This is a genomic window from Mycobacterium sp. UM_11, from assembly GCF_001414075.1.
Lineage (GTDB): Bacteria > Actinomycetota > Actinomycetes > Mycobacteriales > Mycobacteriaceae > Mycobacterium.
Genome location: NZ_LATC01000071.1, coordinates 1 through 26,755 on the forward strand (window position 1 = coordinate 1; position 26,755 = coordinate 26,755).

General features: G+C 69.4%; 28 protein-coding genes. 8 read left to right on the top strand and 20 right to left on the bottom strand.

Annotated features, from left to right (window positions below):
- Positions 1 to 85: 85 nt before the first annotated feature.
- The 3 genes from WU80_RS17280 to WU80_RS17290 form a co-directional block, all read right to left on the bottom strand.
- Positions 86 to 784, bottom strand: coding sequence for an RDD family protein (locus WU80_RS17280; RefSeq protein WP_055404021.1), 699 nt, complete (start codon positions 782 to 784; stop codon positions 86 to 88).
- 90 nt (positions 785 to 874) lie between these two features.
- On the bottom strand, positions 875 to 2,269 hold the full coding sequence (locus tag WU80_RS17285) for a cystathionine beta-synthase (protein ID WP_055404022.1): 1,395 nt from the start codon (positions 2,267 to 2,269) through the stop codon (positions 875 to 877).
- 67 nt (positions 2,270 to 2,336) lie between these two features.
- On the bottom strand, positions 2,337 to 3,404 hold the full coding sequence (locus WU80_RS17290) for an alpha/beta hydrolase (RefSeq protein ID WP_055404023.1): 1,068 nt from the start codon (positions 3,402 to 3,404) through the stop codon (positions 2,337 to 2,339).
- A 244-nt stretch (positions 3,405 to 3,648) separates the two neighbouring features.
- Between WU80_RS17290 and WU80_RS17295 the strand changes: the two genes are divergently transcribed.
- On the top strand, positions 3,649 to 4,611 hold the full coding sequence (locus WU80_RS17295) for an SGNH/GDSL hydrolase family protein (protein WP_156349615.1): 963 nt from the start codon (positions 3,649 to 3,651) through the stop codon (positions 4,609 to 4,611).
- Between the two features lie 86 nt (positions 4,612 to 4,697).
- A complete protein-coding gene (locus WU80_RS17300) occupies positions 4,698 to 5,915 on the top strand; it encodes an acetyl-CoA C-acetyltransferase (protein ID WP_055404024.1) in 1,218 nt (405 codons plus the stop codon).
- On the opposite strand, the gene WU80_RS17305 is transcribed toward WU80_RS17300, so the two are convergent.
- From WU80_RS17305 to WU80_RS17315, 3 genes are all read right to left on the bottom strand, one after another.
- A complete protein-coding gene (locus WU80_RS17305) occupies positions 5,912 to 6,805 on the bottom strand; it encodes an RNA polymerase sigma-70 factor (protein ID WP_156349610.1) in 894 nt (297 codons plus the stop codon). The genes WU80_RS17300 and WU80_RS17305 overlap by 4 nt on opposite strands.
- The gene (locus WU80_RS17310; protein WP_082459908.1) at positions 6,802 to 7,962 is read right to left on the bottom strand and encodes an NAD(P)/FAD-dependent oxidoreductase; all 1,161 of its coding nucleotides are present in this window, start codon (positions 7,960 to 7,962) and stop codon (positions 6,802 to 6,804) included. The genes WU80_RS17305 and WU80_RS17310 overlap by 4 nt, the downstream gene beginning before the upstream one ends.
- Positions 7,963 to 8,102: 140 nt before the next feature.
- Positions 8,103 to 8,954, bottom strand: coding sequence for a Bax inhibitor-1/YccA family protein (locus WU80_RS17315; RefSeq protein ID WP_055404042.1), 852 nt, complete (start codon positions 8,952 to 8,954; stop codon positions 8,103 to 8,105).
- Between the two features lie 177 nt (positions 8,955 to 9,131).
- On the opposite strand from WU80_RS17315, the gene WU80_RS17320 reads away from it, so the two are divergent.
- From WU80_RS17320 to WU80_RS17330, 3 genes are read left to right on the top strand one after another with little or no spacing between them, the layout of a single operon-like run.
- A complete protein-coding gene (locus WU80_RS17320; RefSeq protein ID WP_156349611.1) occupies positions 9,132 to 10,181 on the top strand; it encodes an enoyl-CoA hydratase/isomerase family protein in 1,050 nt (349 codons plus the stop codon).
- A gap of 12 nt (positions 10,182 to 10,193) precedes the next feature.
- Positions 10,194 to 10,985 (top strand): enoyl-CoA hydratase, encoded by a 792-nt coding sequence (locus WU80_RS17325; protein ID WP_055404027.1) that lies wholly within the window; start codon positions 10,194 to 10,196, stop codon positions 10,983 to 10,985.
- A gap of 7 nt (positions 10,986 to 10,992) precedes the next feature.
- Entirely contained in the window at positions 10,993 to 12,732 is a 1,740-nt protein-coding gene (locus tag WU80_RS17330; protein WP_055404028.1) for an alpha/beta-hydrolase family protein, read from the top strand.
- Here the strand turns inward: WU80_RS17330 and WU80_RS17335 are convergent, their stop codons facing one another.
- Together WU80_RS17335 and WU80_RS17340 are read right to left on the bottom strand one after the other, a co-directional pair.
- Positions 12,733 to 13,170 carry a rhodanese-like domain-containing protein gene (locus tag WU80_RS17335; RefSeq protein ID WP_055404029.1) on the bottom strand — a complete coding sequence of 146 codons (438 nt, stop codon included), beginning with the start codon at positions 13,168 to 13,170 and terminating at the stop codon, positions 12,733 to 12,735.
- A complete protein-coding gene (locus tag WU80_RS17340) occupies positions 13,170 to 13,757 on the bottom strand; it encodes a cysteine dioxygenase family protein (protein WP_231633845.1) in 588 nt (195 codons plus the stop codon). The genes WU80_RS17335 and WU80_RS17340 overlap by 1 nt, the downstream gene beginning before the upstream one ends.
- Before the next feature lie 112 nt (positions 13,758 to 13,869).
- On the opposite strand from WU80_RS17340, the gene WU80_RS17345 reads away from it, so the two are divergent.
- Positions 13,870 to 14,304, top strand: coding sequence for a lipoprotein LpqV (locus tag WU80_RS17345; protein ID WP_055404030.1), 435 nt, complete (start codon positions 13,870 to 13,872; stop codon positions 14,302 to 14,304).
- 90 nt (positions 14,305 to 14,394) lie between these two features.
- Positions 14,395 to 15,456 carry a patatin-like phospholipase family protein gene (locus WU80_RS17350; protein ID WP_156349612.1) on the top strand — a complete coding sequence of 354 codons (1,062 nt, stop codon included), beginning with the start codon at positions 14,395 to 14,397 and terminating at the stop codon, positions 15,454 to 15,456.
- Between the two features lie 23 nt (positions 15,457 to 15,479).
- Here WU80_RS17350 and WU80_RS17355 read toward each other — a convergent pair whose 3' ends face one another.
- The 8 genes from WU80_RS17355 to WU80_RS17390 all read right to left on the bottom strand — a co-directional run bounded on the left by WU80_RS17355 (position 15,480) and on the right by WU80_RS17390 (position 23,168).
- Positions 15,480 to 16,349, bottom strand: coding sequence for a patatin-like phospholipase family protein (locus WU80_RS17355; protein ID WP_055404032.1), 870 nt, complete (start codon positions 16,347 to 16,349; stop codon positions 15,480 to 15,482).
- 3 nt (positions 16,350 to 16,352) lie between these two features.
- A complete protein-coding gene (locus WU80_RS17360) occupies positions 16,353 to 17,237 on the bottom strand; it encodes a class II glutamine amidotransferase (RefSeq protein WP_055404045.1) in 885 nt (294 codons plus the stop codon).
- Between the two features lie 34 nt (positions 17,238 to 17,271).
- Positions 17,272 to 18,903, bottom strand: coding sequence for a long-chain fatty acid--CoA ligase (locus WU80_RS17365; protein WP_055404033.1), 1,632 nt, complete (start codon positions 18,901 to 18,903; stop codon positions 17,272 to 17,274).
- A gap of 128 nt (positions 18,904 to 19,031) precedes the next feature.
- On the bottom strand, positions 19,032 to 20,090 hold the full coding sequence (locus tag WU80_RS17370) for a YncE family protein (RefSeq protein ID WP_231633846.1): 1,059 nt from the start codon (positions 20,088 to 20,090) through the stop codon (positions 19,032 to 19,034).
- Positions 20,091 to 20,475: 385 nt separating this feature from the next.
- Positions 20,476 to 21,219, bottom strand: a complete 744-nt coding sequence (locus WU80_RS17375; RefSeq protein WP_055404046.1) for a DUF427 domain-containing protein — start codon at positions 21,217 to 21,219, stop codon at positions 20,476 to 20,478.
- Positions 21,220 to 21,242: 23 nt separating this feature from the next.
- Entirely contained in the window at positions 21,243 to 21,518 is a 276-nt protein-coding gene (locus tag WU80_RS17380; protein ID WP_055404035.1) for a DUF6295 family protein, read from the bottom strand.
- Positions 21,519 to 21,530: 12 nt separating this feature from the next.
- On the bottom strand, positions 21,531 to 22,286 hold the full coding sequence (locus WU80_RS17385) for a dienelactone hydrolase family protein (protein WP_055404036.1): 756 nt from the start codon (positions 22,284 to 22,286) through the stop codon (positions 21,531 to 21,533).
- 99 nt (positions 22,287 to 22,385) lie between these two features.
- Positions 22,386 to 23,168: a hypothetical protein gene (locus WU80_RS17390; protein WP_055404037.1), complete on the bottom strand. Its 783-nt coding sequence runs from the start codon at positions 23,166 to 23,168 to the stop codon at positions 22,386 to 22,388.
- A gap of 239 nt (positions 23,169 to 23,407) precedes the next feature.
- Here WU80_RS17390 and WU80_RS17395 point away from each other — a divergent pair, with 239 nt between their 5' ends.
- Entirely contained in the window at positions 23,408 to 24,019 is a 612-nt protein-coding gene (locus tag WU80_RS17395; RefSeq protein ID WP_082459909.1) for a chemotaxis protein CheB, read from the top strand.
- Positions 24,020 to 24,041: 22 nt separating this feature from the next.
- On the opposite strand, the gene WU80_RS17400 is transcribed toward WU80_RS17395, so the two are convergent.
- The 4 genes from WU80_RS17400 to WU80_RS17415 form a co-directional block, all read right to left on the bottom strand.
- The gene (locus WU80_RS17400) at positions 24,042 to 25,256 is read right to left on the bottom strand and encodes a methyltransferase (protein WP_055404038.1); all 1,215 of its coding nucleotides are present in this window, start codon (positions 25,254 to 25,256) and stop codon (positions 24,042 to 24,044) included.
- Between the two features lie 59 nt (positions 25,257 to 25,315).
- Positions 25,316 to 25,699: a DUF732 domain-containing protein gene (locus WU80_RS17405; protein ID WP_231633847.1), complete on the bottom strand. Its 384-nt coding sequence runs from the start codon at positions 25,697 to 25,699 to the stop codon at positions 25,316 to 25,318.
- 11 nt (positions 25,700 to 25,710) lie between these two features.
- The gene (locus tag WU80_RS17410; protein WP_156349613.1) at positions 25,711 to 26,187 is read right to left on the bottom strand and encodes a hypothetical protein; all 477 of its coding nucleotides are present in this window, start codon (positions 26,185 to 26,187) and stop codon (positions 25,711 to 25,713) included.
- A gap of 93 nt (positions 26,188 to 26,280) precedes the next feature.
- Positions 26,281 to 26,755, bottom strand: a 475-nt coding sequence (locus WU80_RS17415) for an ABC transporter permease (protein WP_156371799.1), incomplete at its 5' end; no start/stop codon positions are given.

Consider the following 26,755-nt stretch of genomic DNA (forward strand, 5'->3'; position numbering starts at 1 on the left):
ACACCTACAATCACCACCGCGGCCACACCGCACTCGGCGGCCAACCACCCGCCACTCGCGTACCTAACCTCTCAGGTCAGTACAACTAGCCCGCGTGCTCCTCGGTCCCGTCGAGCGGCAGGCAGACCGTCGTCATGATCTTGTCGGCCAGCGTCTGCCGCTTCGAATCCCACAGCGGGAAAAGGAAACCGATGAAGCAGATGATCGCGTCGACGAAGTGGGCCAGCGACCGCACAACGGACATCCCGAACCCGATCGGCCGGCCGGTGACCTCGCTGACCACCTTGAACTTCATCACCGACTTGCCGACGCTCGACCCGGTGGTGCCCTGGCGGTAGCCGTAGTTCCAGATGAGATAGGCCAGCCCCACCAGCGACGCCAACCACTGCACGGCCAAGCCGATGGTCGAGTTCTGCGTGGCGCAGTACTGGTTGACGGCGTACTGCGTGACGTCGGTGACGCACGACGTCTGCTGGGTGGCGACCAGGATCCCGGTCCCGATGCCGTGCACGACGGCGTACGGGAGGATGTCGATGATGAACGCCACCAGCCTGGTGAGCCACGGGGTGTAGGACTCCGTCGGCAACGTGCGGATCGCCGGTCCCGGAGGCGGCGGCGCGTAGCCACCGGAGGACGGCGGGGGCGGGGGGTACGAACCGCCCGGCGGCGGTGGCGGCGGGTAGGAAGCGCCGGTGGGTGCGGGCGGGGTCTCCTGCCCACCCGGTGATCCGGGCGACGGCGGAGGTGGCGGGTAAGCGCCGCCGGACGGCGGTTGATCGGTCATGAGCACCCTTCCACTGCGGACCAGCTGAACCAGGCCGCATTACAGTACCTGAGCGCACAGCGGCCGGGCGAGACTTGCGTGGCGCGCCCGCTAGCGTCGCCGCGGCCCGTCCGAGAGGAATCCGAGCAGGTCATATCGGGTGATGACGCCGACCGGCTTGCCCTCCTCGACCACCATCAAGGCGTCCCAGTCGCGCAGCGCCTTGCCGGCCGCGCTGACCAACTCGCCCGCGCCGATCATCGGCAGCGGCGGGCTCATGTGCTGCGAGACGGCGTCGGCCAGCTTGGCGCGGCCCTCGAAGACGGCCGACAGCAGCTCGCGCTCGGAGACGCTGCCCGCGACCTCGCCGGCCATCACCGGCGGCTCGGCGCCGACCACGGGCATCTGGGACACCTCGTACTCGCGCAGGATCCCGATGGCGTCGCGCACGGTTTCGGACGGATGGGTGTGCACCAGGTCGGGCAGGGCGCCGGATTTGCCGCGCAGCACGTCGCCCACCGTGGACTCCTCGGTGGAACCGTCGAGCCGGCTGCGCAGGAAGCCGTACGACGACATCCAGGCGTCGTTGAAGATCTTCGCCATGTAGCCGCGGCCGCCGTCGGGCAGCAGCACCACGACCAGCGAGTCGGGGCCGGCCTCCTCGGCGACCTTCAGCGCGGCCACCACCGCCATCCCGCACGACCCCCCGACCAGCATCGCCTCCTCCCGGGCCAGCCGCCGGGTCATGTCGAACGAGTCGGAGTCGGACACCGCGATGATCTGGTCGGGCACGGTCGGGTCGTAGGCGGCCGGCCAGAAGTCCTCGCCCACGCCCTCCACCAGGTAGGGCCGTCCGGTGCCGCCGGAATACACCGAGCCCTCGGGGTCGGCGCCGATGACGCGGACGGCCCCGCCCGACACCTCTTTGAGGTAGCGGCCCGCGCCGGTGATCGTGCCGCCGGTGCCGATGCCGGCGACGAAATGGGTGATCTTGCCGTCGGTGTCGGCCCAGATCTCCGGGCCGGTGGTGGCGTAGTGGCTGGCCGGGCCTTCCGGGTTGGCGTACTGGTCGGGCTTCCACGCGCCGTCGATCTCACGGGTCAGCCGGTCGGAGACGCTGTAGTAGCTGTCCGGGTGCTCGGGCGGGACCGCCGTCGGGCACACCACCACCTCCGCGCCGTAGGCGAGCAGCACGTTGCGCTTGTCCTCGCCGACCTTGTCAGGGCAGACGAACACGCACTTGTAGCCGCGCTGCTGGGCCACCAGCGCCAGGCCGACGCCGGTGTTGCCCGAGGTCGGTTCGACGATGGTGCCGCCGGGCTTCAGCAGCCCGCTCGCCTCGGCGGCGTCGATCATCCGCGCCGCGATCCGATCCTTCGAGCTACCACCGGGATTGAGGTACTCGACCTTGGCGGCCACGGTTCCGGCGCCGTCGGGAACGACGGAATTCAGGCGAACGAGCGGCGTGCCGCCGATGAGCTCACTGATGTGCTGGGCGATCCGCATGCCTTCATGGTGTCAGGCGGCTTCCGCGGGTGCACGATGTGCTCGCCCCGGCGGGCGGTGGCGGTCGCTACTCGGTGGCCTCGCGGATATAGTCGCCGATCTGCCGCAGCGAGCGGACCGCCTCCGGCACCATCGGGGCGGCCAGCTGGAAGTCGTGGATCTGGCCGGGCCACACCCGCACCTCGGCCGGCACCCCGGCCGCCGCGAGCCGGTCGGCCGCCAGCCGCGCGTCGTGCAGCAACACCTCGGACCCCGAGACGTGGATCAGCGTCCGCGGCAGGCCCGCTTTGATGTGCTCCAACGGCTCGTAGATCTCCTCGGGCCGCCCCGCGATCTTGTGCTTGTCGGCCGCGCTGGCCACCAGGGCGGCCAGCGCGTCGAAGGCCCGGTGCGAGAACATCGCGTCGGTGTTGATGTTGGGATGCGCCTGCTTGTCTTCCTTGGCCAGCTGCAGCAGCGGCGAGATCATCACCAGGGCCGCCGGCTCCTCGTCTTCGGCCTGGAGGCGTTGCGCCAGCGCGAGCGCCAGGTAGCCGCCCGCCGAGTCGCCGGCCAGCACGATCTGCTCGGGCTGGTAACCGTGCAGCCGCAGCCACTGGTAGCCGTCGTGGCAGTCGTCGAGGGCCATCCCGATCGAATGCTTGGGCAGCAGCCGGTAGTTGACCACCAGGACCGGCGAGTCGGCGAACCTCGACAGGGTCTCGACCAGCCGGCCGTGCGAGTTCGCCCCGCAGGTCAGGAACGCCCCGCCGTGGAAGTAGACGACCACGCGGCGGGTGCCGTCGGCGGGCAGCACGCCGGGCGCACGCACCAGCTGCGCCGACGCGTTCGGCAGCTTCACCGTCTCGCGGACGGTGGCCGACACCGGCAGGACCACGCGGGCCGCCAGGTCGATCAGGCCCCACGGCCAGGGGAAGTTCGGGACGTGGCTGCCGGCGGACAGCACCGGCCGGATAGTCACCCGCGACGTCAGGTTCGCCACCCGCGCAGCAACGCTTGGCCCCGATTCGAGAACCTCGACCGGCGCCCCATCGCTCATGGCGAACTTGCGGGTCTTGGCCCGTCGGACCCTAAGGACTTCGTGAGGACGAAGGGCATTCCGGGGGGAGCCGGATACTCTGCCGGGTGCGCTCATGCTCAACACTTTCTACGCCGTTGTAGTGCGATACAGCATGTGACGAGGCAGCTGAGCGTCTGGTTCAGCCATTCACGCCGGGCGCTCAGCCAACCCCGCGAACTCAGCTTGACAGCCACTTCTTAAGAGAACGTTTAAAGAGTCCGATTTGTTACCAACTTCGGTTCGGGCCGTGACCACATTGTTGGTCAGCGGGCCCCGCAAACATGCGAGCGCATCTAAACTGGACTGCGTGACCATGCGGGTGCCTCGCCGTTCGGCGATCGCCCTGGCCACTGCAGGCGCACTCGCCTCGACAGGGACTGCCTACCTGGGGGCGCGCAACCTGCTAGTCGGCCAGGCGACGCACGCGCGCACGGTCATCCCCAAGTCGTGGGACATTCCCCCGCGCGCCGACGGGGTTTACAGCCCGGGCGGCGGGCCGGTGGAACGGTGGCACCGCGGCGTGCCCTTCGACCTGAGCCTGATGATCTTCGGCGACTCGACCGCCGCCGGCTACGGCTGCGCGAGCGCCGAAGAGGTGCCGGGCGTGCGGATCGCGCGCGGCCTCGCCGAGCAGACCGGCAAGCGGATCCGGCTGAGCACCAAGGCCATCGTCGGGGCGACGTCGAAGGGCGTGTGCGGTCAGGTGGACGCGATGTTCGTGGCGGGGGCGCCGCCGGACGCGGCGGTGATCATGGTCGGCGCCAACGACGTGACGGCCCTCAACGGCGTCAGCCAGTCGGCGCAGCGGCTCGGGCTGAGCGTCCGCAAGCTGCGCGCCCGCGGCGCGGTGGTGATCGCCGGCACGTGCCCGGACCTGGGCGTCATCACCGCGATCCCGCAGCCGCTGCGCTCGCTGGCCCACGAGCGCTGTTCGCAGCTCGCGCGCGCCCAGGCCGCCGCGGTTCGGGCCGCCGGCGGCCTGCCGGTGCCGCTGGCGCAGTTGCTGACCCCGCAATTCCGCTCCACGCCCCACGTGATGTTCTCCCCGGACGGCTTTCACCCGTCCGCCCCCGCGTACGCGATCGCGGCCGACGCGCTGCTGCGCGCGCTGTGCGAAGCGTTGGACGTCGAGGTCGACCTGCCGCCGCTGGAGTTGGCGGCGTCAATGACGGAGCCGGTCCTCGGCCCGCGCCACACCCGGCACAGCGTGATGTCGCGGCTGTGGCGGCGCCCGGCGCCGGGGCCCGCCCCGTCTGCGTACCCACCGGTCGGCAACGACTAGATTCGAGCTAGCCCGTCGGCGTGGAATCACCACCCGGTGTACGGAGCGAGCTTGTCCCATCCGGAAGGGATTTGAAGGGAACCGTCATGCCTGAAGCCGTAATTGTCTCCGCCGCTCGCTCGCCGATCGGCCGGGCGATGAAGGGGTCGCTGGTGTCCATGCGGCCCGACGACCTGGCCGCCCAGATGGTGCGGGCCGCGCTGGACAAGGTGCCGGCGCTCAACCCGCACCAGATCGACGACCTGATCCTGGGCTGCGGCCTGCCGGGCGGCGAGTCCGGCTTCAACATGGCCCGCGTCGTCGCCGTCGAACTCGGCTTCGACTTCCTGCCCGGCACCACCGTGAACCGGTACTGCTCGTCCTCGCTGCAGACCACGCGGATGGCGTTCCACGCGATCAAGGCCGGCGAGGGTGACGCGTTCATCTCCGCCGGCGTGGAGACGGTGTCCCGGTTCGGCAAGGGCAACTCCGACTCGTGGCCCGACACCAAGAACCCGCTGTTCGACGAGGCCCAGGAGCGGACGTCGGCGGCGGCCGCGGGGGCCGACGAGTGGCACGACCCCCGCGCCGACGGCAACCTGCCCGACGTCTACATCGCCATGGGCCAGACCGCCGAGAACGTCGCCATCCTGACCGGCGTCAGCCGCGAAGAGCAGGACCGCTGGGGCGTGCGCAGCCAGAACCGGGCCGAGGAGGCGATCAACAGCGGGTTCTTCGAGCGGGAGATCACCCCGGTGACCCTGCCGGACGGCACGACCGTGGCCAAGGACGACGGGCCGCGCGCGGGCACCACGTACGAGAAGGTTTCCGAGCTCAAGCCGGTGTTCCGGCCCAACGGCACCGTCACCGCGGGCAACGCCTGCCCGCTGAACGACGGCGCCGCCGCACTGGTGATCACCAGCGACACCAAGGCCAAGGAACTCGGCCTGACGCCGCTGGCGCGCATCGTGTCCACCGGCGTGAGCGGTCTCTCGCCGGAGATCATGGGGCTGGGCCCGATCGAGGCGTCCAAGAAGGCGCTGGCCCGCGCCGGCATGTCGATCAACGACATCGACCTCTACGAGATCAACGAGGCGTTCGCCGTCCAGGTGCTGGGCTCGGCGCGCGAGCTGGGCATGGACGAGGACAAGCTGAACGTGTCGGGCGGGGCGATCGCGCTGGGCCACCCGTTCGGCATGACCGGCGCGCGGATCGCGACCACGCTGATCAACAACCTGCAGACGCACGACAAGACGCTGGGCTTGGAGACCATGTGCGTCGGCGGCGGGCAGGGCATGGCGATGATCATCGAGCGGCTGAGCTAACCGCGCCGAACACCATCGGCAACGGCGCGCAGCTTGTCCGGGTTGGCCACGTTGTGGATGGTGGCGATGCGCCCGTCCGCGTCGAGTTCGACGGTGAGCGTGGCGATCACGCGGCCCGCGGCCGAGAAAACGATGCCCGGCCCGCCGTTGATGTCGACGACTTCGGCTGTCATGTCGGCGATTTCGACGCCCTCGTAGGGGCGCTTGGTGACCCCGGCCAGCCAGGCGGCGACCTTGGCCATGCCCTCGACCGGGCGCAGCGCCTGGCGCACCTTTCCGCCGCCGTCCGTCCATAGCGTGACGTCGGGGGCGAGCAGCTGCATGAGGTCGTTGATGTCCCCGCCGGTCGCCGCGGCGAAGAAGCGTTCGGTGACCGCGCGTTTCTTGCCGCGGTCGGCCTCGAACCTGGGCCGGCGGGCCTGCACGTGGTTGCGGGCGCGGTGGCCCGCCTGGCGCACGGCCGCCTCGGAACGCTCGACGGCCGAAGCGATTTCGGCGTAGCTGAAGTCGAACACCTCCTTGAGGACGAACACCGCACGCTCCAGCGGGCTCAGCGTCTCGAGCACAACCAGCATCGCCATCGACACCGATTCGGCGGCCGCGACGTCCTCGGCCGTGTCCTCGCTCGTGAGGATCGGCTCGGGAAGCCACGGCCCGACGTAGGTCTCTCGCTGGCGCCGGGTCGAGCGCAGTCGTTCCATCGACAGATTCGACACGATGCGGGACAGGTAGGCCTTGGGGTCGGCGACCTGACCGCGATCGGCCGCCGACCACTTCAGCCACCCATCCTGGACCACGTCTTCGGCGTCGGCGGCCGACCCCAGAATCCGATATGCGATGGCGAACAACAGTTTCCGATGTTCTATGAAGGTGCGCTCGTCGGTGCTCATCGGGTGAAGCCCCCACCGCGCCGCCATGTCACGGCGCCCAGCGCGGGCAGCAGCTTGAGCAGCCGGTAGGTCGTCCAGGGGCTGGCGCTCACCGTCTCCTTGTATGCCACCGCCCACCGGCCGGCCAGATAGAAACGCGTCGGGCTGTCGTCGGGCCGGGTGAACTGGATGACGCCGTCGTGGCGTCCCAGGCTCACCGGCTGGTGGATGTAGCCGAACCGGAACCGCTTGGGCTGCTTGCCCTTCAGCTCTCGCACGATGTTGGCGGCGGCGTGCACGCCGGTCGGGATGCCGCTCTGGCAGGTGCCGTGCACGAGGCCGTATCCCTGCCGGACCGCCGCGGCGTCGCCGACGACGTACACGTTCGGGTGGGACACCGAACGCAGCGCCGCGTCGGTGATGATCCGGCCGCGCTCGTCGACCCGCAGGCCCGCGGCGGCCGCCACCGGCGACACCCGCACTCCCGTCGTCCACAGCACCGCCCGCGCCGCGACGACCTCGCCGTCGGCCAGGGCGACCCCGTCGGGCATCACCTTGACGACGTCGACGCCGGCACGGACCCGGACGCCCAACCGGGTCAACCCGGAATTCAGGCGGGCGCGCGCCTCGGGGCCCATCGTCGATCCGGGCTCCTGCCGGCTCACCAGGACGACGTCGAGTTCCGGATGGCGCTCGGCGATCTCGGCCGCCGATTCGATTCCGGTCAGGCCGCCGCCGGCGACCACCACCGTGCCGGTGTCGAGCCGATCCAGCTGCTGGGCCAGCAGCCCGGCGTCGTGGGCGGTGTTGAGGGTGTAGGCGAATTCGTCGACACCGGGCACGGCCTCGGTGTCGGCGACACTGCCGAGCGCGTATACCAGCGTGTCGTAGCCGATGGTGCGCTCGTCGTCGAGCCGGACGGTCCGCGCGTCGGCGTCGACTCCGGTGACCCATCCCCGCACGAACTCGACGTCGGTGCCGGCGAGCATGTCCGGAATCTGGAGGTCGGCCAGCCGCTGGCCCGAAGCCGTCTGGTGCAGGCGCAGCCGCTCGGTGAAACGAGCCTGGGGGTTGACCAGGGTGACGCGGACGTCGTCGCGGCCCTTGACCCGACGCGCCAAGCGGGTGGTCGCCGCCATGCCGGCGTAGCCGGCGCCGATGATCACGATGTGCTTCATGATGCTGCCTTTCGCGAGCGAATGTGTGCTGACAACAAGCAGACGCATCCAGCCGTCGCGGTTGTGACATCGGGTCACGCAAACGCGCAAAAAAACCGGCACGCTGGCGGGGCGTGCCGGTTTTTTCGTGTCAGTCGCGGCTAGTCGTTCTGCAGGTAACTGAGCAGCCGCAGGATCTCGAGGTACAGCCAGACCAGGGTCACGGTCAGGCCGAGCGCGATGCCCCAGGCCGCCTTGTCCGGCGCGCCGGCGCGCACCATCTGGTCGGCCGCATCGAAGTCGATCAGGAAGCTGAACGCCGCGATGCCGATGCAGACCAGCGAGAAGATGATCGCGACCGTCCCGCCGCTGCGCAGGCCCAGGCCGGTGCCGCCGCCGACGTGGAACATCGCGAGCACGAAGTTGCCCAGCATCAGGGCCAGCACGCCGAACATGGCCGCGACCAGCATCCGGGTGAACTTGGGCGTCACCCGGATCGCGCCCGTCTTGTAGACGACGAGCATCCCGAAGAACACCCCGAAGGTGCCCAGGACCGCCTCCCCGATCAGGGCGCCCGCGTTCGCGTGCGAGACCGAGAAGTTGGCGAACACGAACGAGACGGCGCCCAGGAACAGCCCCTCGAGCACGGCGTAGCTGAGCACGATGGCCGGGCTGTCCTGCTTGCGGCCGAAGGTGGCGACCAGCACCAGGCCCAGGCCGCCGAGCGCGCCGATCATGGTCAGCGGCATCGCCAGCGCGAGGTTGGACGCCACCAGGAAGTAGGACACCACCGCGGACACCGCCAACACGGCCAGCGTGATGCCGGTCTTGGTGACGACGTCGTCGATGGTCAGCGGACGCGAGGCCCTGGCCTCCTGGTAAGGGGCCTGGTAGGGGGCCGCGTAGGGGTCGGCACCGTACCCGGGCATCGGGGCCGCGCCCGTGCCGAATTGCGCGTATCCGCCCTGTTGCTTGGGCAACGAACGAAATACCGGATTGCTTGTCTCCCGCACCGTCGGATCCTCTCTATTGGCTTCGAGCTGTGCGAACACAATCTCAACGATCAGCGTCCCGTCCGGGTTCCCGGCCGACCTGGAGTATTTGCTGCTGTCGTCGCGTTAAAGATAACCCTTACCCGCGGGTATCGCGCCGGTCGTCACGATCTAGATTTTTCGTCGAGGATGGCGGCGATGGGAGGCCAGGGCGTGACCGACGGATCCGATGGAGTTCTCACCCGTGTCGACGGCAACGTCGGTCTGATCACGCTCAACCGCCCCAAGGCGATCAACTCGCTCAACCAGCCGATGGTGGACGCGCTGAGCGCCGTTCTCACCCGCTGGGCGGCCGACGACGCGGTGCGGGCGGTGGTGCTCTCCGGCGCCGGCGAACGCGGGTTGTGCGCGGGCGGCGACGTGGTCTCGATCTACCACAGCGCCCGCAAGGACGGGGTCGAGGCGCGGCGGTTCTGGCGCGACGAGTATCAGCTCAACGCCCAGATCGCCGACTTCGCCAAGCCCTACGTCGCGCTGATGGACGGCATCGTGATGGGTGGCGGGGTCGGCGTCAGCGCGCACGCGGACACCCGGGTGGCGACCGATACCTCCAAGATCGCGATGCCGGAGGTGGGCATCGGCTTCGTGCCCGACGTCGGCGGGATGTTCCTGCTCTCCCGGGCGCCCGGCGGGCTGGGCCGGCACGCCGCGCTCACCGGGGCGCCGTTCACCGGCGCCGACGCCATCGCGATGGGGTTCGCCGACCACTACGTGCCGCACGGTGAGCTCGAGGCGTTCACCCGCGCGATCGTCGCCGACGGGGTCGACAGCGCGCTGTCCCGGCACACCGTTGAGCCGCCGCCCAGTGAGCTTGCCGCACAACGGGATTGGATCGACGATTGCTACGCCGGCGACACGGTCGAGGACATCGTCGCCGCGCTTCGCGGGCGCGGCGGCCCCGCCGGCGCGGCCGCCGACCTGATCGCCACCCGATCGCCGATCTCGTTGTCGGTGACCTTGGAGGCCATCCGGCGCGCCGCGAAACTCGACACGGTGAAAGACGTTCTCGTTCAGGACTATCGGGTGTCGTCGGCGTCGCTGCGGTCACACGACCTGGTGGAGGGCATCCGGGCGCAGCTGATCGACAAGGATCGCAACCCGCAATGGTCGCCGGCGACGCTCGCCGAGGTGACCGCGGCCGACGTCGAAGCGTATTTCACCCCGGTCGACGACGACCTGAGTTTCTAGAAAGGCGATTCGGTGACAGACACGACCTCCAGCAGCTACGAAACGATCCTGGTCGAGCGCGAGGAGCGCGTCGGCATCATCACCCTGAACCGGCCGAAGGCGCTCAACGCGCTGAACACCCAGGTGATGAACGAAGTCACTGCGGCGGCAACGGAATTCGATAAGGATCCGGGAATCGGCGCGATCATCATCACCGGATCGGCCAAGGCGTTCGCCGCGGGCGCCGACATCAAGGAGATGGCCGGCCTGACGTTCGCCGAGGCGTTCGACGCGGACTTCTTCGCCCCCTGGGCCAAACTGGCCGCCGTGCGCACCCCGACCATCGCCGCGGTGGCCGGCCACGCGCTCGGCGGCGGCTGCGAGCTCGCCATGATGTGCGACCTGCTGATCGCCGCGGACACCGCGAAATTCGGTCAGCCGGAGATCAAACTCGGCGTGCTGCCCGGCATGGGCGGCTCGCAGCGGCTGACCCGCGCCATCGGCAAGGCCAAGGCCATGGACCTCATCCTGACCGGGCGCACCATCGGCGCCGCCGAAGCCGAACGCAGCGGCCTGGTTTCGCGCGTAGTGCCGGCCGACGACCTGCTGACCGAGGCCAAGGCCGTCGCCACCACCATCTCCCAAATGTCGCGGTCGGCGGCCCGGATGGCCAAGGAGGCCGTCAACCGCGCGTTCGAATCGACCCTGACCGAGGGGCTGCTCTACGAACGTCGGCTCTTTCACTCCACCTTCGCGACCGAGGACCAGTCCGAAGGCATGACGGCGTTCATCGAAAAGCGCACTCCCAACTTCACGCACCGGTAGGCCTGCGATGAGCGAACCCGGATCAGCCGTCACCGAACAAGCCCCGGGCCCGGAGGCCGGACCCGAGGCCGCCCCGGAAGCCGAAGCACCGCCCTCGACCCGAAAGCCTTGGTGGGTACGCCATTACACGTTCACCGGCACCACGGTCGGGCTCGTCTTCATCTGGTTCTCCATGACGCCGTCACTGCTGCCCCGCGGGGCGCTGTTCCAGGCGTTGGTCAGCGGGATCTCCGGCGCCATCGGTTACGGGCTGGGCGTTTTCGCCGTGTGGCTGGTCCGCTACATGCGCGCCAAGGATCACAGCCCGCCGCCGCCGCGGTGGGCGTGGATGGTGCTGATCCCGGTCGGTGCGCTCGGCATGGTGTTGATGGCGATCTGGTTCCACGTCTGGCAGGACAACGTGCGCGACCTGATGGGCGTCGCGCACCTGCAGTGGTACGACTACCCCGTGGCCGCGGGGCTGTCCCTGGTGGTGCTGTTCACGCTCGTCGAGATCGGCCAGTTCATCCGGTTGCTGGTCAGGTTCCTGGTCGCTCAGGTCGACCGCATCGCGCCGTTCCGGCTGTCAGCGACCATTGTGGTGGCGTTGCTGGTGGTGCTCACCATCACGTTGCTCAACGGTGTCGTGCTCAAGTTCGCGATGCGCACCATGAACAACACCTTCGCCTCGGCGAACAACGAGATGAATCCCGACACCGCGCCGCCGAAGACGCCGCTGCGATCCGGTGGCCCCGAGTCGCTCGTGTCGTGGGAATCCCTTGGCCACCAAGGTCGCATCTTCGTGGAGGCCGGGCCGACGGTCGCCCAGCTCAGCGCGTTCAACGGCGTGCCGGCGGCCGAACCGATCCGCGCCTACGCCGGGCTGAACTCCGCGGACGGCATCACCGCGACCGCCGAACTCGCCGCGCGCGAGCTGCAGCGCACCGGCGGACTGCAGCGCGCGGTCGTCGCCGTCGCCACGACCACCGGCACCGGCTGGATCAACGAGGCGGAGGCCGACGCGCTCGAGTACATGTACAACGGCAACACCGCGATCGTCAGCATGCAGTACTCGTTCCTGCCGAGTTGGCTGTCCTTCCTGGTGGACAAGGAGAACGCCCGGCACGCCGGGCAGGCGCTGTTCGAGGCCGTCGATCGCCTGATTCGCCAGATGCCCGAGGCCCAACGGCCCAAGCTCGTCGTCTTCGGCGAAAGCCTGGGATCTTTCGGCGGCGAGGCGCCGTTCATGAGCCTCAACAACGTCCTCGCGCGCACCGACGGCGCCCTGTTCAGCGGACCGACGTTCCAGAACACCATCTGGACCGACCTGACGTCCACGCGCGACGCCGGTTCCCCGGAGTGGCTGCCGATCTACGACCACGGCAAGTACGTCCGGTTCGTCGCGCGCCCAAGCAATTTGGGCCGCCCGTACTCCGCGTGGGACCGACCGCGGGTGGTCTATCTGCAGCACGCCTCGGATCCGATCGCCTGGTGGTCCCCCGATCTGCTGTTCAGCCAACCCGATTGGCTGCGGGAGCGGCGGGGCTACGACGTGCTGCCCGAAACACATTGGATCCCGGTGGTGACGTTCCTGCAGGTGTCGGCGGACATGGCGGTGGCGGTCGACGTGCCCGAGGGGCACGGCCACCACTACGTCGCCGACGCGGCCGACGGTTGGGCCGCGGTGCTCTCCCCGCCGGGTTGGACGCCGGAGAAGACCAACAAGCTACGGCCGCTGCTGCATTCGGAGGCCACCTCCACCGGGTAGCTAGAGCCAGCGGCGCCCGGAGTCGGCGAACGGTCCCGGCGCGGCGTCCACCGGGGCCGGAGAAAGTTGTTCGAGCACACCGGCACCCGCGAGCGCGTGGTAGCCGCCGACGACGTCCGTGGCGCGGTGCAGGCCGATGTCGAGCAGCGCGGCCGCCGCGAGGCTGGACGTGTAGCCCTCCGAGCACACGATCACCCATTCGACGTCGTCGCCGACGGCCTCGGGCAGCCTGGCATCGCTGGTCGGGTCGCAGCGCCACTCCAAGACGTTGCGCTCGATCGCCAGCGCTCCGGGGATCTCGCCCTCGCGCAAACGCTGGGCCTGCGGCCGGATGTCGACCAGCACCGCCCCGCGCCGGATCGCGTCGGGCACTTCGGCGGCGGGAAGACGACGGAGGCGGCGCCGGGCGGATCTCAACACGACGTCGATGCGGCTCATCACGGTCCTTCCGGTTGGTCGGTCAGTTCGGTCCGTTGGCGGCGCAACCGATTTCGGCCGGTCACCTCGTAGTAGGACATCGCGGTCAGCGGCGGCGAGTAGGCATGCACGCTCAGCGACGGCCGCGGTGGGACGGACACCGACACGGGGCGCGGCGCCCACACCACGTCGTGCACCCAACCCAGGGGAAACCCGGCCTGATCGCCGGCGTCCAATCGGCGGTGCCGCAGGGCGCGGCCGTCCCACCGGAACTCGTTGAGCGACCCGGACACGACCGTCAGCGCGCCCAGGGATCCGCCGTGGTCGTGCAGCTCGGTGTGATGACCGGGGACCCAGCTGATCAGCCAGACGTCCAGCTCCTCGTCACCGTGGATGCGGGTGAACCAGCGGCGCGACTCGGGGATCCCGCCCGGGGGCAGCAAGTGGTCGCACCGTCCGCTCAGCACATCGTCGGCGGCCTGGTCGGTTGCGTGCAGGAGGTCGGGAACCCGCAGGCGGGTGGGCCCGGACGCCGGGGACGAGATGGTGCGCGGGCGCAACGCGGTCGGGGCGGCGACGGGCGCACGGCTCGCTAAGGGCAACGACATGGTGGAGCTCCAGAGAAAGGTGTTCGGACGGGCGGCGGCGGGTTAGGGCCGACAACACTCGCAAAATCCGAAGCGCTCCATCACGGCCGCCAGTGTTGCATAGATTGGCAGGGTGCGCTGGTGCGGTCATCGACCCCGACTGTGGGGCACGGTCGTCGTCGTGGCGGTCGGGTTGTCGGCGGTCGCGGGGTGCTCGCCGGGCGCCCCGACCGGCACGCCCGCGTCCTCGTCGGCGCGGCCGGCGGGCCCCGGCGCGGCGCCGCCGGGGGCGGTCGGGCTGTCCCCGGCCGGCGTGACGACCCGGGTCGACGTTCCCGCGAATTCGACCGAGGAAGAGTATTACCAGGCCTGTCACGCCGCGAAAGTGTGGATGGACGCCCAGCCCAGGACCGGTCAGTCGCTGTTCGAGCCCTATCTGGGGATGGTCCAGGCCGCACCGTCGGGCACCGCGGGCAGCTGGAACGCCCGCTGGGCGGATCTGACGCCGGCCCGGCAGGCGGCCGTGATCACGGCCGCGCGGGCCGCCGCCAACGACGAATGCGGCTAGCCCGTTCGAACTCGTGCGCGATTGAATTCACGGGTACCTAAAGTGCCCACCCGGCCGGTGCCGGGCGCTCGCGCCGCGCAAAATGAAGGCATGCCGGAGGGACGCCGATCCTCACCCACCCGCGTGGCCCTGGCGCTGGGCAGCGGCGGGGCCCGCGGCTACGCCCACATCGGGGTGATCGAGGCGCTGCGCGCCCGCGACTACGAGATCGTCGGGATCGCGGGCTCGTCGATGGGCGCGCTGGTCGGCGGGCTGGAGGCGGCCGGGCGCCGCGACGAATTCGCCGACTGGGCGAAATCCCTGACCCAGCGCACCATCCTGCGGCTGCTCGACTTTTCGATCAGCGCGGCCGGGGTGATGCGGGCCGAGAAGATCCTGGACGCGGTGCGCGACATACTCGGACCGGTCGCCATCGAGGAGCTGCCCATCCCCTTCACCGCGGTGGCGACCGACCTGCTGGCCGGCAAGTCGGTGTGGTTTCAGCGCGGTCCCGTCGACGAGGCGATCCGCGCGTCCATCGCCATCCCGGGCGTGATCGCCCCGCACGAAGTGGACGGGCGCCTGCTGGCCGACGGCGGCATCCTGGACCCGCTGCCGATGGCCCCCCTCTCGGCGGTCAACGCCGACGTGACCATCGCGGTGAGCCTGTCCGGCAGCGAGTCGATCGCGGCGCGCGACGACGAGGCCGGCGTCACGGCCGAGTGGCTGAATCGCATGGTGCGCAGCACCTCCACGCTGCTCGACACCGCCGCCGCCCGGTCGCTGCTCGACCGGCCGACCGCGCGAGCCGTGCTGGGCAGGTTCGGCGGGTCCACCGGGGAAGCGGACAGCTGGTCGGAGGATCTGGACGCGGAATCGCCTGGGGCCGAAGACGATACGGCCGCTGAACTGGCCGAGATCGGGCCGGAGATCCCGAAGCTGGGCAGCTTCGAGGTGATGAATCGGACGATCGACATCGCCCAGGCCGCGCTGGCGCGCCATACGCTGGCGGTCTACCCGCCCGATCTGTTGATCGAGATCCCCCGCTCGACGTGCCGGGGCCTGGAGTTTCACCGGGCGGCCGAGGTGATCGCCGTGGGCCGCGCGCTGGCCGACGAGGCGCTGGACGCCTTCGAGAACGACCGCGCCGCGCTACCCGCGACCGAGGACTGAAACCCACACTACCGCAACTGGTTTCACACACCCAAGAACCGCGCGACGGCGGGCGCCTCGCGACGGCCCTGCTCGCGTCCGGCCAGCGCCGAGTCGACGCGGCAATTGGGGTCCAGCGGATTGGACCCGAACGCGGCCAGCGAGCCGGAGTCGGCGAAAACCGCGAGCGCCGCGCCGGCGAAGGAGGCGACCTCCGCGGCCGGCGCGGGGCCGAACGGCGACGGCGCGTCCGCACCCGAGGGCACCAGCACCACCGCCGCGTCGCAATCGGCGGCCACGCCGAGGTTGATCGTGCTGCCAACCCCGCCGTCCATGTAGCGCCGGCCCGCGATCGCCACCGGCGGCCACGCACCGGGTACCGCGCAGCTGGCCGCCACCGCGTCGACGAGGTCGACGCCGGAATCGCGGTCGAAAACCACCAATTCGCCAGTGGCGACGTCGATTGCGGTCACCCGGAGCTCCCGGTCCGGCCAGTCGTGCGACGGCAGGCGCTGCGCGATCACCCCTCGGCGCACGGGCGGCGGAACGGTCTGCGTCGCCACGGCCACGGCACCGATCCGCCGCAGCTGCTGCCGCGTCCGGTCCGAGGGATCCGGGTAGGGCTCGGCCAGGGCGGACAGGAACATCGCGGTGATGGTTTCGACGTCCACACCCGAATCGATCTCGGCCGACGATTCGGCGACCTGCCGGTCGAACAGCGCGTCGAGCGTGCTGCCACTGCCGATCTGCGCGGCGACCGCCGAACCCGCCGAGGTCCCCACCAGCACGTCCGAGCCCAGCAATAGTTCCGCCGCCGCCGGTGACGCATCGGCGATGCCGCGCAGAACGCCTGTCTCCCAGGCTATTCCCGCAATTCCCCCGCCCGCCAGCACAAGCGCCCGTCTGTTCGCCACGGGTTATCGCCGAGCGCTCGGCAGCGCGTGCTGCGCGTCCCGAACCGGCGCGCTCAGATCCGCCCGCCGCAGCGGGTGCGCGGGCGGGTCGGGCAGGATCACGCTCCTCTCGATCCGCAGCGCGGCGTCGACGTGGACCAGCTCGCCGGGATCGAGCAGACGCCAGCGCGGGTCGGTGTCCATGCGTTCGGTGGCGAACACCACCGACGGCCGGGTACACAGATGCTCCGATCGCGCGTGAATTCGCTTGGTGCGCAAGTCGAATTCGGGGGCCTGGGTGGGGTCGTCGCCGGACCGGTCCAGGACGTAGAGTTCGTGGGTTTCGGGGTACCGCAGCGCCCACATGTCGGTCGCCGTGCTCAGTAACACGTTGACCGCGTAGATCGGCACGTTCGCCGCGAGCCATTTCATGGCGTCGGCCACGCCCGCGGTCACGTCGCCGTCGAGCGCGCGGATCGAGGCCGTGATCAACGCGAACACGCGCTCGGAATCGGTGTCGCCCAGGACCAAAGCGTCCGTGCCGACCTCGCGCAGCCGTTCGTCGAGGACGTCGAGCCCCTCCAGCACGCCGTTGTGCGCGAAGATCCGCCCGTCCTGCAGGAACGGGTGGGTGTTGCGGACGTCGAGCGAACCGGTCGTCGCGTAGCGCACGTGCGCGATGAACGTCGTGCCGGTCAGCTCGTGGGCCTCGGTGGCGAACGCGGCGTCCTCCCAGGCCGCCATGGGCCGCTTGTCCAGCCGTGGCCGGCCCAATTCGTCGAAGACACCCAACCCCGTGCCGTCCGGGTTCCTCTTGCTCTGTTCGGCCAGGCTGTCGGGGGCGTCCAGCAACCAGAACGTCGCCGAGCAGACCCGCGTCCCGGCATGGAGCCCGAAGAGTCGACACATGGTCTCGACGGTACCCAAGCGTCGAGTCCGGAACTCAGTCCCGGGCCTCGACCACCCAGTAGCCATGCTCGGCGTAGCGCGCCCGGATGGCCTTCTTGTCGTACTTGCCCACGCTGGTGCGGGGAATCTCCTCGACGAACGCCCACCGCTCGGGCAGCCACCACCGAGCCACCTTCTCCGCCAGGAACTTTCGCAGATCCTCCGCGCTGACCGCGGCGCCTTCCTTGGCCACCACGACGGCCAGCGGCCGTTCCTGCCACCGCTCGTCGGGCACGCCGACCACCGCGGCCTCGACCACGTGCGGGTGCCCGACCAAGTCGTTCTCCAATTCGACCGAGGAGATCCACTCGCCACCGGACTTGATGACGTCCTTGGCCCGGTCGGTCAGGGTGACGAATCCTTGCTCGTCGATCCGCCCCACGTCGCCGGTGCGCAGCCAGCCGGAGTCGAACTTGGAGTCGTCGGCCGTCAGGTAGTAGGAGCCGGCGATCCACGGGCCGCGGACTTCCACCTCGCCCACGGCCTCGCCGTCGTTGGGCAGCACCTGCCCGTCGTCGTCGACTATCCGCATTTCCACCCCGCAGACCGGCCGGCCCTGGGTGGCGCGATACGCCCAGTGCCGGTCGTCGGGCGTTCCCGGCGGCGGCCACGCCATGGTGGCCATCGGGGAGGTTTCCGTCATGCCCCACAGCTGCCGGATCTGCACGCCGTGCTTTTCCTCGAACGTGCGCATCAGCGAGACCGGTACGGCCGAGCCGCCGCAGACCACCAGCCGCAACGACGACATGTCGTGATCGGGTTCGTCCTCGAGGCGATGCAGGACGTCGTTCCAGATGGTGGGCACCGCGCCCGCGAGGGTCGGCCGCTCGTCCTCCACCATCCGGATCAGCGACCGCGCGTCCAGGTGGCAGTCGGGCAACACCAGGTCGGCGCCGGCCATCAGCGCCGCATAGGGCAGGCCCCACGCGTTGGCGTGGAACATCGGCACGATCGGCAGCACACTGTCCACGGAACCCACGCCGATGCCGTTGGTGGTGCAGGCCGCCATGGTGTGCAGGTAGCTCGAACGATGGCTGTACACCACGCCTTTGGGGTTGCCGGTGGTGCCGCTGGTGTAGCACATGGCGGCCGCGGACTTCTCGTCGATCTCCGGCCAGTCGAACTCGGTGGGCTCGCCGGCGAGCACGTCGGCGTACCGGAGCACGGTCTTGCCCGAGCCCTCGAACGCGGAGGTGTCCCCCTCCCCCACGACGATCGCGGTGTGCACGGTCTTGAGGTCGCCCAGCACCGGGGCGAGCAGCTTGGCCAGCGACGCGTCGACCAGCACCACCTGGTCTTCGGCCTCGTTGGCGACATAGACGATCTGTTCGGCGAAGAGGCGGATGTTCAGCGTGTGCAGCACGGCGCCCATCGACGGCACCGCCAGGTAGGTCGCCAGGTGTTCGGCGTTGTTCCACATGAACGTCGCAACCCGCTGATCCCCGGTGATGCCGAGGCGGCGCAATCCGTTCGCCAGCCGCGCGGCGTCCCGACCCAGTTCCCGGTAGCTCGCGCGCCGGTAGCCGTCATCGGTAGCGGTGGTGACCGTACGCGCGCCGTGCACGCCGCAGCCGTGCCGCATGATCGCGGTGATCGTCAACGGAAAGTCCTGCATCGTGCTGTCCATTGAGGTACCGCCTTTTCAAGCGTCGCCTGATGTCAACCCGCGGGACGCGGTTCGGCCGCGCCGCGGGCCGGCGGCGAAGCGCCGTCGGCAGCCTCCACCCTAAGCCTCGCCGGGGCCGGCGATCGCCGCTACGCGAAGACGGGCTCGCGCTGGGGCAGCTCGCGGAGTCCGGTGGTCGGCGCCTCGGCCGGCCCGGGGCCCGCGGCGATCGGCAGCACGGTGACCGCGCCGGCGTGGTCGGCGATGTAGAGGTATCGGCCGTCGGGGCTTTCAACCACGCAGGACGGGTGCTTGACCGCGCCGATGTCGGCGATGACGTCGTGCGTTCGCGTGCTCACCACCACGACGCGGTCGTCGCTGACCAGGTAGGCGCGTCGGCCGTCGCAGCTCAGCGACAAGCGGGTGAGCGGGCCGGCCACCTCGCTGAGCTTGCGCGTGCCGGTGATCTTGCGGGTCCGGGTGTCGATGACGTCGAGCACCGCGCCCACGACGGGGCCACAACTGGCGACGTAGGCCGTGTCGCCGTCGGCGCTCAGCGCGACGTCGCGAATGGGCAGACCCAGGTCATAGGAGCCGACGACGCGGCCGTCGGACCGCGCCCCGGTCGCGATGACGACCAGCTGGCCGCCGGACGCCCCGTTGGTGGCGGCGTACACGTGCCGCCCGTCGGGGCTGATGCGGACGCAGTCGGCGGTGGTCCCGGGGGTGGTGGCGAGGTCGACCACCTCGAAGTCGCCTGTGGTGGCGTCGACGACCGCGACGTCGGCGCCGGTAGCGCCGTTGCGGCTGGCGTACACGAAGCGCCCGTCGGCGCTCACGGTCAGGTCGCTGACGTGCGACGCCAGCGGATGCGTCGCGACGTGCGCGTTGGTGGTGAGGTCGACGACGGCGATCCAGTCATACGCCGCCGACGCCGCGCTGATGTAGGCGCGTGGGGCGTCCCCACCGCTCAGGGCGATCGCGAACGGTTCGTCGATGCCCAGCGTCTGCACCACCCGACGGGAATCGGTGTCGATGATCGACACCGTGTCGCCGCCATGGTTGGCCACCACGAGCCGGCTGCCGTCACCGTTGATGCGGATGTCACTGATCGGACCGTTTCGCACCGGGATCTGCACCACCGGGGCGTCGTGGAATCGGAACGTCCGCTCATTCCGGTCGTCGGAGAAGGCCTTGCGGTCATTCATACCGCTCACGCTGCACCGCCTTTGCTATGTTGTCGGCACGGGGGCGAAGTCGCCGGACTTGCGCGACGATCGGCCTCCGGATCCAGGAGGATCTCAGCACCGAAAGGCGCTGAAGCGACTGGTTTTTGCGAGTCTACCGGCCGAAATTCGCGTCCAAGCGGGTCGAAATCCCCCGACGTTAGCTACGTCACTCCCCGCACTCAGGTTCTGCTCAGGCTTTCAATTACGCTGTATCGCAGTCGCTTACCCGTAGCGAAAGCGACGCAAACGCGCATCCGGCGGATTTCGCGTACGCCGCTAACGTCGCCGGTCAACGTGTTGGCGTCGTCCAGGTTAAGAAATTCTCAGGCTGTGCGCGCGAAGAGGGAAAGATCACACCGGTTCGCTAGCTGAATTGGGTTTGTGGACGGGCCAATGCGGCGCCATCGACGATGATATCGAGCTTTTCGTTGTAAAAGGCCACCAGACCGGCGATCTGGCCGACGGCCGGCAACGGGTAGTGGTAGGTCCAGGCCAGGTCGGGGTGCAGCGTGTCGCCGGACCGCACCGACCAGTATCCCGACGTCACGCCCTTGTACGGGCAAAGCGTCTGCGTCGTGCTGGGTTCGAGGTGCTCGAAGGAGATGTCGGTCGGGTCGATGTAATACCTTGTCGGCAAACCTGTTTCGAACAGCAATACCGGAGAACTGGTGTCCGCCAGCACAATTCCGTCAAGTTTGACTCGAATGTGCCGGTGCGAGCGCAGCGCGTCAACGCGCGAGTAGGGATTGCGCGGGTGGCCGTAGATAGGCTCGTCTTCCTCGAACCACCGCAGCCGATTCCATTCGAATCGCACGGTGCCGGCGACGGGCCCGTCGCCGTCGGGGTCGAACACCCGCGCGGCGGACGGGTGCGTCTGGCCGGCGCCCTCGATGGAGTGCAGCCGCGACGGACCGAATTGCACGCGCTGCGGGTGGTTTTCGTCGCGCAGGAACTCCGCACGGACATCGGCCAGCGGGATGTAGTACTGCGGGTAATACGGAACTTCCCACACATACAGCGCGGCGGTGGTGTCGAAGATCAACGCGTCCCCGAGGTAGCCGCGCACCCGGCGCGGCGCCGGCTCGACCCTGCCGCGCGCGGCGGCCATCTGGGGGTAGTCGCGCTCGGCGGTCACGGCTGATCCTTCGATGCCAGCCCGGCCGGGGCGTGGGCGATCGCCGCGCGGATGGCGTCGGCGAGCGCCAGGGCGCTTTCCTCGGTGAGTTCCAGCGCCACCCGCGCCGACGGCCCCAGCTCCGGGTTGATGACGTCGATGTTCACCGTGTGGCCGTAGGCGGCGTGCACGGGATGGTCGACGTACACGGTCGCGCGGCTGGCGCCGAACCACCCCGTGGCGCCCTTGCCGCTGCCGTCGATCGCGACGTGTTCGGTGAGATAGGTGCACATGAGCGGCGAAACCTAACCTTTCAGGTGGGTGGCGAAGAACTCGTCGATGCGGCGCCAGCCGTCGACCGCGGCCTCCGGCCGGTACGCGGGGCGATCGACGGAGAAGAACGAGTGACCCGCGCCCGCGTAGGAGTGGAACTCGTGCGGCTTGTTCAGCCTGTTCAGCTCCTCGTCCAGGGCGGCCACCGCCGAGGGCGCCGGGAACCGGTCGTCGAGGCCGAACAGGCCGAGCAGCGGGCAGCCGAGCTGGGGTGCCAGCTGCAGGATCGGCTTCATGACCTTGGGCATGCCCTCCGGCGGATCCTCGACGATGAACGCCCCGTAGCAGTCCACCGCGGCGTCGAACGGCAGCGAGCACGCCGCCAGGTAGGCGTGCCGGCCGCCCGAACAGTGCCCGATGACGCCGAACTTGCCGTTGGCGCCCGGCAACGAACGCAGGTGCTCGACCGCGCCCGCGACGTCACCGACGAGCCGCTCGTCGGGCACCCCGCCCGCGGCGCGCGCCGCCGCCGCGGCGTCGTCGGGCGACGCGCCCGGGGCCTCGCGCGAATAGAGGTTCGGCGCGACGGCATGGTATCCGCTGACGGCGAGGCGCCGGACGAACTCCTTGGTCTCGCGGTCATAGCCCGGCATGTGATGGATCCACACCACTCCGCCGCGCGTCCCCTCCGCCAAGGGGGAAGCCCGGTAAGCCTCGATCTCGTCGCCGCCGTGCCCGGTGATGGTGATGGTCTCCGCGCGGATGGCGTCTGGACTGGGCGCGTTCATCGCGACTCCTCGTGGGCTGGCCGACACCGGGAGCGGGGCGCATGGGGCTGGCCCCGGGCCGCCCCGCCGGAAACCAAGGTATCGGAAAAACCCGAGCGCTCAGCGCCGCTTGTCGCGCACCTTGTAGGTCGACGGCCATGACTTGCGGGACTCGTCGCCGGTCAACGGGGTGCCCGCGCCCCCCACCTTCACGTTGTAGGCCTCCTTGCCCGGGCCGACCTCGCGGTTCGCGTGTTCCTGGGCGAGGTAGTAGAGCTCGTCGATGGTCGCCTCGTCGTAGGCGACGAACGAGGTTTCCCGCTCGAGGTCGTCGATGCCGACCAGCATCCGCTGGGCCAGGAACCGCGACGCGAGGGCCGCCAGGGCCAACAGGGTGAACGGAACGATCCAGTAACACGCGTAGGACAGCGGGGTCGTGGTGTCCAGGATCGTGGCGTCGCCGCGCGCGATCGGCGGGATCGCCGACGACACCGCCATGCCGGCCGCCGTCGCCAACCAGATCCAGCTCAGGACGCCGACCATCCGGCCGAACAGCCCGGTCTTGACGACATCGGCCGGGTGTTCCGCGGCGGCGGAGGGGCGCACGAACGGCTTGCCGGTAAGCGTGCCGACCAGCACCACCAGGAAGAACCCGGCGGCGCTCAGCGGCAGCATCCACCGCTGGGCGAACGGGGATCCCAGCGCGAAGGTCAGCGCTGTCAAGACCAGAAACACTGCGGCGGAACCGATTTCGAACGTCCGTTCCGGATTGCCGGTGACGCTTTCGAGCACCAGCACGATGGCCGCGACAACCAGCCCGACAATCGCGGCGGCGGAAAGCGGAACGTTTCCGACGAGCACCCAGTACGCGATCCACGGCGCAAGACCAGAGAGCATGCCCACGATGGGTCAGTGTATGAGTGGTGGTTCGCGGCGCGGTCGGCAGGCCGAACATTTGGTCCGCGGGGCCGCCCCGGGCGCCGGCGAGCCGCGATGGCCCTGTCACCAATGCCTTTGCGATCGGAGGGCTTATGGCCCTTGGCAATCCGTGTGTGGCAGGGCCAGGGTTGAAGTCCTACGCTGGTAAGCGGTGGCGGGGTCTCCGAGCTGTCAGCCAGGGCAGAGCAAGGCTAGGTCGAGCGATGGAACCTACGGCCGCACCCGCCGAAGGCGTAGTGGCGATCGGCGCATCCGCCGGAGGCATCGAAGCGCTGTGCGACTTGGCGGCGGGAATGCCGACGGGCCTTCCGTTCGCGGTGATGATCGTGATCCACATGGGTCGCGAAACGCCCTCGCTGCTCGCGGAGATCATCGACCGCAGCGGCCCGGTGCCTGCGGTCGCGGCGGTCGACGGTGCGGCGCTGGAGGCCGGGCGCATCTACGCCGCGGTGCCCGACCGCCATCTGCTGGCGCGGGACCATCGCGCGGTGCTGTCGACCGGGCCCCTGGAACGCGGTCGCCGACCCGCCATCGACCCGCTGTTTCGATCTGTCGCCCTGGACTACGGGCGGCAGGCGATCGGCGTGCTGATGTCGGGGCTGCTCGACGACGGCGTGGCCGGATTGGGCGCCATCAAGGCCGCGGGCGGGACGACGGTGGTCCAGGACCTCGCGGACGCGCTTTATCCCGACCTGCCCCGAAACGCCATCCGGGCCGGTGTGGCCGACCAGACGGCGGCGGCAACCGACATCGGGGGCCTCCTCGCGCGGCTGGCTCGTCGGATCATCGACGAGCCGGCGGCGGATGCCGGCTAAACCCTTTGCGCCGCAGAGCAACTCACGTATTCAGCGCCATCGCCAGGAAATCGAGTCGCCACAGCGACTGGAACAGCTTGCGCCCGAAGTCCCGTACCAAATCGGCGTTGTCCGGGCCCACGTCGTCGCGCCGCGCCATGGACTCGATGATCTCGCCTATCGTGCGACGGCCGTCGACCTGCGCAACGAAGGGCAGCTGGGCCGGGTTGAGCTTCAGCGTCGTGCCGGGCAGGTGAATTTCCTCGCCCCTGAGTAGGCAGGCCGTCCGCAGCAGCGGGACGTAGTCCAGCGCCGCGGCCGTCGAGAAATCGATCGCGTATTGCTCTTTGGGACGTTCCGGGCGGCAGGCGATGAAAAAGTGGCTGGCGTTGGCAGGCTGCAGGCGTTCCATCACCGACCAGAGTTCGGCGTCAGGCAATTCGTCGAGCATCGCCTGGAACCGGCTCGCCGGCGCGACGAAGTCGTGCGGGTAATACGGCGTCTTGTGGAACCAGCCCTGGAAAGCCAGCCCGGCGGAGTCGACCAGGTCCAGGCATTCGGCAACGGTGTAAGCGCGCTGGCGGCGGTGCAGGAACGTGTCGACCAGGGCGCCGTCGGACACCAGGTCGCGTGCCCCCTTCAGGTAGGTGCGGACGGGATGATCGGCCGGCAACACCGCGAGCGCCTCCTTGACCAATTGGACCGACGCGTCGTCCTGCGTCAGCCCCAGGTCGCGGAAGGCCGATTCGAGCATGTCGACACCAAGCCGGCCGTACTTCGCGTACAGCATGACGCCCAGCGCGCCTTCGGTGCGCAGGCACCCGCCGAGCGCCTTGAGCCCGGCCAGCGGATCCGCCATGTGGTGCAGGACGCCGGTGGACACGATGAGGTCGAAGTCGCGATGCAGGGTCGACACCTCTTCGATGGGCAGCAGGCGCAGTTCCAGGTTGTCCAGGCCGTGCTTGTCCTTGAGGAACTGCTGGTGCTTCAGCGCCGACCGGCTGACGTCGATCGCGACCACGTTGGCGCCGCGGTTCATGAAGGCGAAGAGGGCCGCCTGGAAGGTGCCACACCCCGCAATCAGGATGTCGAGGTCGGGCTTGTAGTCCCGGTCCGGCCACAACACCCGGTGCGCCCAGAAGGGATCGAACCAATCCCAGTGGTTCTTGCTCCACGCCGCCAGGTCGGTCACCGGAGGCGGATACTCCCAGCGATCGTATTGGCGGGAGACCTCGTCGCCCCGCGGATCGTCGGTCACTTCGGCGCACCCTCCTTCGCGGTGGCGGTCGCGACCAACTTACTGTGCCCGGCGCACACTCACATCAGCGGCGGCCCCGGGATCAGCCAGATCAGCGAACTGTCGATCTGCCCCCGGTACTGCGGGCAGTAGGCCGCCACCGACAGGCCGACGAAGTAGCTGGATTCCCTCATCGTGAGCTCGGTGTCGTGCTTGACCTTCATCGCCAGCACGCTCGCGTTCGCGCCGTTGTCGAACCCGGCGCACACCCTGTGGCCCATCGCGATCGCGGTGTCGCTGTCGCGGACCTCGATCCCGTAGTTCGCGAGTGACGTGATGAACGCATCATCGGCCGGATCGGCCGACGCAGACGCCGGGGAAAGCGGCGTAGCGGCGAGCAGCAAGAGCGCACAGGCCAACGACCGCTTGCCGCGACGGCGGTTCATGCCGGAGTGGGCGTTCATCTCGCCGGCGCCTACGGGGATCCGTTGACGATGCGGTCGCGGATGGCGCTGGCGGTGGTGAGATGCGCCTCCGCGGAATTCATGAATTCGCCCGCGTGGCGCGCCTCGTTCGTGTCGCGATCCTCGATCGCAGCGACGCAGAAATGGGAGGCGGCGTCGAAGTCGTCGAGGCTGGCTTGCAACGCGTCGGTGAGCTCCTTGTCGGGGGACGGCATATGCCCTTGCAGGAAGCTCGCCGCCTCGTGGCCGTCGCGGCAGGCCGCCCCGAGAGCGGCGTAGTCCTGGGTACCGATGGCAAAGGTCGCCTTGCCCATGGCGATTCCCAACTCCTGCATGTGGTCCTTGGTCATTTCGACCCAACCGCGAACCGCCTGAGCGTGAGACGTGCTCGTGGTGGTCGTGCCGCCACCGCCGTTGCGGTTTCCAGACGAGCAGCCCGACACCAAGAGAAGCACCGCCGCAGCGCCCACCATGGCTTGCTTGATCACCACCGGCCTCCTAAACCCCGTGCATGGTGATCTTCGTTCCGGCGGCGCCGGCTAGACAGGGCACAAAGGCTCTAGCTCCGGCAGCGAGGTGCCTCAACGGCGTAGGCGCCACCGCGCGATGCCCGCGAAGAGCACGGCAAGCACTGCCAACATGGCCATGTTCATGAGCCATGCCGAGCTGGAGTGCCGCCAGAGCGACTCGTTCGCAACCCCCGCCACCAGCTTGGTCAGATCGGCCGTCGACGCCGTCGCCGCGAACCCCCATCGTCCGGGAGTCAGCCAGGCCAGGGCCTCCATCAGCGGTCGGCCGGTCACCGGGATGAAGCCGCCCGCGAGCACCAGTTGCGCCATCAGGGTCATCGCCAACAGCACGATGACCTGGTCGCCGGTGCGCGCGAGAGCCGAAAGCGCAAGCCCGAGAACGACGGCCACCACGCACGTCGCCGCGACACCGACGAACAACTCGAAGGTCGGGCTGCCCAAGACCACCGCACTCGACGGGCCAGGCTTGCCGATCGAAGGCGCCGTGACGATCAGGACGAGTATCGCCTGTCTCTTATACACATCT